Source organism: Moorena sp. SIO2C4, assembly GCF_010672485.1.
GTDB lineage: Bacteria > Cyanobacteriota > Cyanobacteriia > Cyanobacteriales > Coleofasciculaceae > Moorena > Moorena producens.
The window spans coordinates 1-2,007 of sequence record NZ_JAAHGN010001241.1 but is presented as its reverse complement, the minus strand read 5'-3'; the positions used below and the strand labels follow the sequence as shown (position 1 = coordinate 2,007).

Here is a 2,007-nt window from a genome sequence, read left to right as displayed (position 1 = left end):
CGCAACAACCGTTTGAAAGTGGATGGAGTAGTTGGCTGGCATACCTGGCGTAAGTTGGGTGAAGCTAGTGTCTCCCGGCGTCGTTACTAGGGCATAGGGAGTAGGGAGTAGGGAGTAGGGAGTAGGAAGTAGGGAGTAGGGAGTAGGGGAGTCAGATCAGTTTTCCCTTTTGCCTCTTGCTTCTTGCCTATTCTGTATTCCCGATTCCCGATTCCCGATTCCCGATTCCCGATTCTAAATTCTAAATTCTAAATTCTAAATTCTAAATTCTAAATTCTAAATTCCCGATTCCCTGTTCCCTCCTGATTAATCATTCGCCCAGGAAAAATTGACACAAATATCCAATATACTGCTCGCTTTGTGTATGCTTTAATTACACAGATACCTCTCTAGCATTTTCATTGTTTCACATCTCAACTGAAAATGCTAGGGTTGATCAGATACTTTAGAAAAGTTAGCAATCAAAAAGACAACCGGATCAATCCGGTCATTTATTATCATCCCTCTACTTAACGTCGAGGACTTTCAACTGCAAGTTTTTTTGGTAGGCGCGGATTTCTCGATCCACAGTTGCCACTGTCAAACCTTTCTCCAAAGCCTGGCTGATCAGCATCCTATCAAAGGGATCGCGATGGAGCAGGGGCAATTTTGATAACTGAGTAACACTACCTTCATCAAGATCGAGACTAGCAATTTGGTGAAGTTCACGCTGCTTTGGCAAAAACTTCTCTGGTGGCTCTGGCAATGGTAGCTTACCCAGTTGATACTTGACTATTGCCTCCCAAACTGAAACAACACTCAAGTAGACTTCGTTATCTGGGTCGCGGATGATGTCTCGAACATCTGTTGATAGCCGAGTGTCGCCACTGATGAACCATAGGAAAATATGCGTATCTAACAGAATTTTCACTATTGCTCAAACCCGTCTAGAATCTCATCTGGCAACGGGGCATCAAAATCATCAGGGACTTTAAACTGGCCGAGACAGAGTCCAAATGGACGTAACTGCTTTTGAGGAGTAGTTTCAGACTGCTGCTGTCCATACTTGCCCAACAGAAAATCAATGAAGTCTAATACCTGCTGCTGGAATACAGGTGGTAGCGCTTGCCATTTAACAAACAGCTCTTCCCTAGTTGCAGTAGGAGCATCCATGATTTATTACCTTAAACTATAGTCCACTTTATTCTAGCTGGGAGTAGGGAGTAGGGAGTAGGGAGTAGGGAACAGGCAAGAGGCAAAAGGCAAGAGGCAAGAGGCAAGAGGCAAGAGGGAACGCTGAGCTGACTCCCGATCTCCCCACACTTTCGACAGTTGAGAAAACCGTTGCACTGAGCACATAGTTCCGACACTCCCCCCCGAAGTCCCTTTTTAGATCAATTTTGATCAAAAAACCGTTGCACTGAGCGCACACTTGAAAAAACCGTTGCACTGGCCGCACACTTCCGACACTTGGGACACTCCCCTTGCTTGGAAGTTCCTTTTCCTATCAATAGTGATCAGAAAACCGTTGCACTGAACGCACACTTCAGAAAACCTTTGCACTGAGCGCACACTTCAGAAAACCATTGCACTGGCCGCACAGTTCCGACACTGTTGCCTATTGCTAGCATGCCTATTCCCGATTCCCTATTCCCTGCTCCCGATTCCCTATTCCCTGCTCCCTTCTAATTGCTATACTCAAAGCGTTGCCTCTGGAACCATCATCATGCACCAAATTCACTTGAAGGAAGCAGAGACTAAACTGGCGGAACTACTTGAAGCAGCAGCAGGGGAAGAGGTTGTCATCCTCGGTAGTGATGGGAAATCTTTTAGAATTGTGCCAATGATTGCAGTACAAGCAACCCCTAAGTTTGGCAGCGCTAAGGGGCTAGTCAAAATTTCAGATGATTTTGACTAACCGTTATAATATTTTATGGAATATAGCGGTTTTTCGCCTAATGAGGTACACAGAATTTTTGCCCTGTTTCCTATTCTCTCTTCCTTCCCTCTTCTCTCTTCCCTATTCCA

The 2,007-nt window shown here is 45.2% G+C and carries 4 protein-coding genes; 1 reads left to right on the top strand and 3 read right to left on the bottom strand.

Annotated elements, in window-relative coordinates; genetic code table 11:
- Nucleotides 1-505 precede the first annotated feature (505 nt).
- The 3 genes from F6K20_RS36120 to F6K20_RS36110 are packed head-to-tail and all read right to left on the bottom strand — an operon-like array spanning nucleotide 506 to nucleotide 1,338.
- Nucleotides 506-910, bottom strand: a complete 405-nt coding sequence (locus tag F6K20_RS36120) for a type II toxin-antitoxin system VapC family toxin (protein WP_009149899.1) — start codon at nucleotides 908-910, stop codon at nucleotides 506-508.
- Entirely contained in the window at nucleotides 910-1,152 is a 243-nt protein-coding gene (vapB, locus tag F6K20_RS36115) for a type II toxin-antitoxin system VapB family antitoxin (RefSeq protein WP_009149896.1), read from the bottom strand. Before vapB ends, F6K20_RS36120 begins: the two co-directional genes overlap by 1 nt.
- Before the next feature lie 33 nt (nucleotides 1,153-1,185).
- On the bottom strand, nucleotides 1,186-1,338 hold the full coding sequence (locus tag F6K20_RS36110) for a hypothetical protein (RefSeq protein ID WP_287298041.1): 153 nt from the start codon (nucleotides 1,336-1,338) through the stop codon (nucleotides 1,186-1,188).
- Nucleotides 1,339-1,600: 262 nt separating this feature from the next.
- Between F6K20_RS36110 and F6K20_RS36105 the strand changes: the two genes are divergently transcribed.
- On the top strand, nucleotides 1,601-1,897 hold the full coding sequence (locus F6K20_RS36105) for a type II toxin-antitoxin system Phd/YefM family antitoxin (protein WP_009149893.1): 297 nt from the start codon (nucleotides 1,601-1,603) through the stop codon (nucleotides 1,895-1,897).
- Nucleotides 1,898-2,007 lie beyond the last annotated feature (110 nt).